Source organism: Okeania sp. (assembly GCF_983059655.1).
In genome coordinates, this window is the sequence record NZ_CEZPJD010000432.1 from 1 (window position 1) to 6534 (window position 6534).

A 6534-nucleotide genomic window follows, 5' to 3' on the forward strand; every position below is an offset into this window, starting at 1 on the left:
TCTACACTTTTAAGGAACATCTCAATTCTCACAACTCATTCCTGATTGCTATAACTGATAGCTAATAGCTAAAAGCTGAATGCTTACATCTTAATTATCTATAGCAATATGATTTGAGTTATGAGATATTGAAAATTTTTAGGGAACACCAAATCTGGGAACAGAGAAGAAGAAAAAAACGTATCATATGAATATAATAATTGCTATATTCTATACTTTTAAGGAATATCTCAATTCTCACAACTGATTCCTGATTGCTACATAAGTCAGGAGTTAGGAGGAAAAAAAGAAGAAGAAATAGTAGTAGAAGGAAAAAGTTTTTTGATGATTATTTAGCTAGTTAGCATTAATTATTATTATGTTTACTTCTTCCTGTACTGATTTTGAATACAAAGTACCCACCCATTCCCCCTACTCCACTGCAATGCAAAAATGTAGAAAAATTTTTGACAAATGGTATTAGTTAGGGGAGCCGTCAGATTGGCAACGTACAGGAGACCAAGTCATAATTAATGGCTTTAGTACTAGTTTTTAGTCACACCTTCTTCTTTCTTAAATAATTATTAATTTTTACATGAGAAACTTATTATATTAGGCTCGATAACAAGAAATAAAATTGGAAGATTTTGACCAAAAAATAAGGTCTCAAGCCTCTGACTTTAAGCAGAGGTACTGATAACTGATAACTGGTAACTGGTAACTGAAATGACATCCTATTCTTCTATATATAAAAAGTGACTTAAATCACTGTAAATATTAATGATAATCACCTTTAATCATCTAGTAAATTACAGTCTTTTAGTAACTTTTTTGAAACTATAATAGATAGCACTACATTTTTTAGCGTTTGACAATAAATTTTAGTTGTCCAGGAGCAGGAATTAGAGAAATATCCGCGCTCTATTTGCGTAGTGCTATATATCAAGAAATCAGGAGTACATTATGAAGCCTAAAAATAGTTATAAATCACTTAAATCTAACCCTTTTAATGTATATCGCGACCCGATAACAGGAAAATGGGTTGTTGTTAAATCTCACCAAAAATCAATTAATAAAAAAGTAGCTTGATGAAAATAATGCCATTTTCAAAAAATCTTGCTACATTGGTTGATTTCTAGGTGTTAGGTGTTAGGTGGTAGAAATGAAACAGAACAATTGTAAATGTTCCTATCCTTATTTCTCTTTTATTCCCTATTCCCTAAAAATTACGAATTCTTTACCTTACCTTGCCGAGAAATTGTGGCTCAAAGCCTCCACTTTTAATACCATTTCTCAAAACAGTTTTCTATATTTTCGTATTGAAGGGAAGTGGGGGAGTGAACCCACACCTAACCCATCCCAGGAGGGGAAGCAAATATCAGAATAATTAATATTAACTGACCTCAAATTTTTTCTAAAAAACACTCATATCCTTTCTGAAATTTTTGCTTTGCATCATTCTCTACAATAGTGCCATGAGCCATAATAACCCTTCTAAAATCCCATTGCAAAATCTTCTGAACTGATTGTCTAACTTTCTCTTTTTCTTTAGTACCCAACTGTTCTAAAAATGATGGTCCAAGTTGTTTGTATCCTCCCATAATTTTAAATACTAACTTTGTTGTCAATGGAAAGTTTTCATCAAAATTAAATACAATATCTGTCACAATCAATGTTTTACTTTCACCGTGAAAAAAAACATACTCATGTAAAGGTGATACTCCTTTCAGAAGAAAGGTATTAAGTCCTTCAAATAAAAAATATTCGAGCTTACTACCAAAATATTGTTCATCATCATCTAATATTTTATCGATAGAAATATCCGGTCTTTTTTTCTTCAAACCTGAAACAGCATAAATTTGTGCTTGAGGATAAATATTTTTAAAATCAGATAAAAAAAGATGGTGAAAAAGATTTGGAGCAATAATATGTTTGACATTTCCAATCTCTCTAAATTGCTCAATAATTTTATTGTCAACTTTAATTGGAGAAATGACAGCTAGTTCGTCATTTTTTAAACTAATTACGGTCATCCTTACACCAACATCTAATCCCAAAAATCTGAAAGGTTGCTCGGCAACCCAAATATTCCGGTCTATTTTTCTGAGCATAGCTAATTAAGAAAATTTATTTGATAGGATTTATTAGCGCCAATATAGCAATTACTATGTTTGTAAGGTACAAAATTCGTTTGTTTTAAGGAACAGAGAATAGGGAAGAAAAAGACAAAAGAAATGAGGATGTATTTCGGTTTCTTTCCTACTCCCCTACTCCCCCACTTCCCCACTCCCCCACTCCCCTACGAGGACTTGGTTTCTTTGTAGTCGCGACCGCTAAAACTCCCACAACTCTAATACCTGCTTTCTGCAAAACCTTAATTGCAGAATTCACCGTTGCACCTGTTGTATAAATATCATCTACTAACAAAACTAAACTACGGGGACGACTCCTGCGGAAATCGTTCCCTATAGTAAAAGCATCCTTAACTGTTTCCAACCTCTCTCCCTTGGACAAACTAAATAATGCTTGGGTCTGTTTTACTCTTTCCAGGCCATTTCGCCGTAACTGCGAACCAGTCAATTCGCAAAAACTTTTTGCCAATAATTCCGCTTGATTAAAACCTCGCTCTTTCAGTTTCTTTTTGTGCATCGGAATGGGTACAACTACCATTTTGTCAAGAGTTTTTGTCCCTACTTGCTTTTTACAAAGTGGGGAATTTAACCACCCATCTGCTAACCAATATCCCAAAGGTTTTGCTATCTGTGGGTTATCCTGATATTTCATGGCAGCGATCGCTCGTTTGAGACTATCTTTATACTCGCCCCAGATAAATACTGGAACCTTTCCAGGAAATGTTTGTCCTCCATGAGGAAATTGACATTGCCAAACTTGTCTTTCGCAATATTTACAAAACTCTCTGTCTGCTGGTCTCTGACAAAGAGGACAGTTAGACTTAAGAAATATATTCAGAAATGGTTTAAGTATTTTTCTCCAGAAAAATTTAATCATGGTGAAGAACCTTTAAAAAGTCTAAAATATTAAATAGTTTATTATGTTTATCTGTTACCAATTTACTATTACTCTGATACAAAATTATTTACTAATAGAATTATAGAATTAGAGTTAGTTCATTAATGGATAATTGATAATGGATAATTGATAATTACAAGAAGGTTAAAACCGCTACGGAATTGAACATAAGGAAATATTATTTCTTCTCTTGGTCGATTGGATATGGCGAGGAGACCGGCTCTTGCAGAGCAGCTCCGAAGATCGCCATCCCACCCAACGGGTGCGCTGCGAAGATAGACCGCTTTTTTCCCCTTAAAAGGGGAGGCTTCAAGGCGCGAATTATTTAATTATCAATTATTAATTACTAATTATTGGGTAAAAATATGTTGGATACTGAGCAACTAGGTAATATCATGTCCGGTTAAATATAGCAATCAGGAATCAGTTGTGAGAATTGAGGTGTTCCTTAAAAGTATGGAATATATCAATTATTATATTCATATGATACGTTTTTTTCTTCTTCTGTGTTCCCAGCTCCGGTGTTCCCTGTTGCCTAAAAGTTTCCAATATCTCACAACTCAAATCATATTGCTATAGTTATGAATAAATTATCAATAATAAGGGAGGAGTCAGTTTTCAGGAGTCGGGAGGGAAGAAGAGGAAGTTTTTAGGTATAAAGAGGAGAAAGTTTTTAGGTGGATCTAATATTTGCAAAAATACTATTTTCCTATATGTTTCTTGTTGCCTGTTGCCTTTCGGAGCTGTTGCCTAAAAGCGATAAATTTTTGGCTTTATTCAAAACTGAGATGTACCCAAGTTTTTTGATCGCTAATTATCCGGAAATGATATAAATCTAGAGACTCCTATTTATTATTTTGTAAGCATTTCCTGCGGACTGGTGCGCAAACAGCTATTAGCTGTCAGCTATCAGCAACAAGCCTCTCTTCTTAAGGACAGTATTTAAATTTAAATAGACTTTAAGGGCAAGGGAGACAACTTTTGTAGTAAGACATTAATAAAGCTTTTATCCTAAGTTAAAAGCAATAGCTGATAGCTGATGGCTAAATGCTAAATGCTTACATTATTTTTAACATTTGATGTCAGCAAATCAATAGTTTTGTGCATAAGTTTTACTGGCTAGATAAAATTAAATCCTCAGACTGGAAAACAGTGGGAGAAAGAGCTTTTTATTTAGCTCATCTCATGGAGCAAGGTTATCCAATTGTTCCTGGTTTTGTCATTCCAGCAAATAGCTTTTGGCAATTTTTACAAAATATTGATTGGTCAGACCAATTATTACTTGACTTCCCCAATTCTACTTTACATTTTAATGTCAATGACTATCAACAATTACAACAAATTTCTCAATCAATTAACTACAATATTGTATCTACTGATTTACCATCCGAATTATTATTATCTCTAGAATCTGCTATTAAAAATCTCAATGCCGAAGTATTAATTTTTCAGCTTGACTTAGTATCTCCTCACCTGAAAACTGTAGGTATATTAGAGCCAATAATTTGTCAAGCTAGACCGGAAGAATTTGTCCCAGGAATTAAACAAGCTTGGGCAGAAATATTTAATGCTAAAAGTTTATTATACTGGCATAGTCAGCAAGTTGAAATTCCACAACTTCAACCAGTAGTTATAGTACAACCCGTACAGTCAGCGATCGCTTCTGGAGATATTCAGGCTTTTACTAATAATTGGAAAATTAAAGCAACTCATGGTTTAGGAGTATCCATTAATCGGGGACAAGTTCTCCCTGATTCTTATATTATTTCTGCTGAAAATTGCACCGTAGAAAACAAAAAATTAGGTAATAAAATTATCGCTTATAACCTTGATGGAAGAATTATTAAAGTTAGCGATACAAATACATGGCACGGAAATTATCATACTCAAATTCCTCTTCCCAAAACTTTACCAGCACTGCAAATTTTTTTATTGCCAGAAAAACTACAAAAAGAATTTGTTTTAGAGGAAAAGCAATTACAATCATTAATTCAATTAACTCAAGATATCGCCAATAATATTGGTACTAATTTTGGAGTAAAATGGAGTTTTTCCCAAAGGTCTAATGATGCAAAAGTTGAACTCTTAATTACAGATTTTGAAAGATTTCCACAAGAGGATAAAATTTTGGCACAATTGCCACAATCAGCAAAAGAAGAAAAATCAATATCTATTCCTAATACGGAACATCCTATAGTCAAAGGCATAGTAGCATCATCAGGAAAAGTAACAGCTAAAGCTATAGTTATTAAAAATATTCCTCCAGAAGTAGAAAAATTTCCTGACAGAGCAATTTTAGTTGTGCCTGTAATTATTCCGAGTTATTTACCATTACTGAAAAAAGTTTCTGGAATTATTTCTGAACAGGGCGGCATCACAAGTCATGCTGCAATTTTAGCTAGAGAAATTGGGATTCCTGCTATTGTAGGAGCGACTAATTCTACCAATATAATTAAAACAGGCGACCATTTATTAATTGATGGTAATAATGGGGCAATATATCTAGCAAAAGAAGATAATTACGATCCTCATAAACTTGAGACACCAGTAGTAGAAAATTCTCTGAAAAATCCAAATTTACCGCCAATAGGAACTAAACTTTTCGTTAATATAAGTCAAATTAATTCAATTAAAAAAGTTCAAGATTCACTGATAGATGGAGTAGGATTATTACGGTCAGAGTTAATGGCTATTGAACTGTTAGAAAATCATCATCCTTTATGGTGGATACAACAAGGCCGTCAATCAGAATTGGTTGGTCTAATGGTGGAAAAGCTTAGTAAATTTGCTGCAGCTTTTACTCCAAAACCAGTCTTTTATCGGTCTCTTGATTTAGGATTATTTAACTCTAGCGATGGGGAAAAAGTATTTACTAAAATTCCAGAAGAATTTATAACTAATTATTCTAGAAACCAAGATAACCAGACTGACCTAAATCTTCATAATCATTGGACTAATTATTCTAATCCTATACTAGGACGACATGGTACATTTAGTTATTTGCTAGAACCAAGTTTACTAGATTTAGAAATAGATATTTTATCTCAAATATATGAATTGGGTTATACTAACGTTCATTTAATCTTACCATTTGTACGTTCTGTAGAAGAATTTCAATTTTGTCAGAGTCGCATTCAAACTAAGTGGAAAAATCAACCCAATCATTTCCAAATTTGGATTATGGCAGAAGTACCATCAGTTTTATTCTTACTACCTGAATATGTTAAAGCTGGAGTTCGGGGTATTGCTATTGGCACTAATGATTTAACTCAATTATTGTTAGGTGTAGACCGAGAAGAAGAACAAATGACAAGTGCTTTTGATAGTCGTCATCCAGCAGTAATGAGAGCCATTAAACAATTAATTTCTCAGGCTAAAATTTGTGGTATTCCCTGTTCTATTTGTGGTGATGCCCCTGCTTTATATCCAGAAATAATAGATAATTTAATCAGGTGGGGTATTACCTCCATCTCTGTTAATGTTGATGCTGTGGATCGAACTTATAATTCAATTGCTCGTGCGGAA

4 protein-coding genes are annotated in these 6534 nt (G+C 33.4%); 2 read left to right on the top strand and 2 right to left on the bottom strand.

Annotated features, from left to right (window positions below):
• Positions 1-942: 942 nt before the first annotated feature.
• Complete coding sequence (locus AC3DU7_RS21110) at positions 943-1068, top strand: hypothetical protein (protein ID WP_488041269.1); 126 nt, start codon at positions 943-945, stop codon at positions 1066-1068.
• Positions 1069-1382: 314 nt separating this feature from the next.
• On the opposite strand, the gene AC3DU7_RS21115 is transcribed toward AC3DU7_RS21110, so the two are convergent.
• Both AC3DU7_RS21115 and AC3DU7_RS21120 read right to left on the bottom strand, forming a co-directional pair.
• Positions 1383-2090, bottom strand: coding sequence for a DUF4336 domain-containing protein (locus AC3DU7_RS21115; protein ID WP_488041270.1), 708 nt, complete (start codon positions 2088-2090; stop codon positions 1383-1385).
• A 148-nt stretch (positions 2091-2238) separates the two neighbouring features.
• On the bottom strand, positions 2239-2988 hold the full coding sequence (locus AC3DU7_RS21120) for a ComF family protein (RefSeq protein ID WP_488041271.1): 750 nt from the start codon (positions 2986-2988) through the stop codon (positions 2239-2241).
• Between the two features lie 1122 nt (positions 2989-4110).
• On the opposite strand from AC3DU7_RS21120, the gene AC3DU7_RS21125 reads away from it, so the two are divergent.
• On the top strand, positions 4111-6534 hold a 2424-nt coding region (locus AC3DU7_RS21125), incomplete at its 3' end, for a putative PEP-binding protein (RefSeq protein ID WP_488041272.1).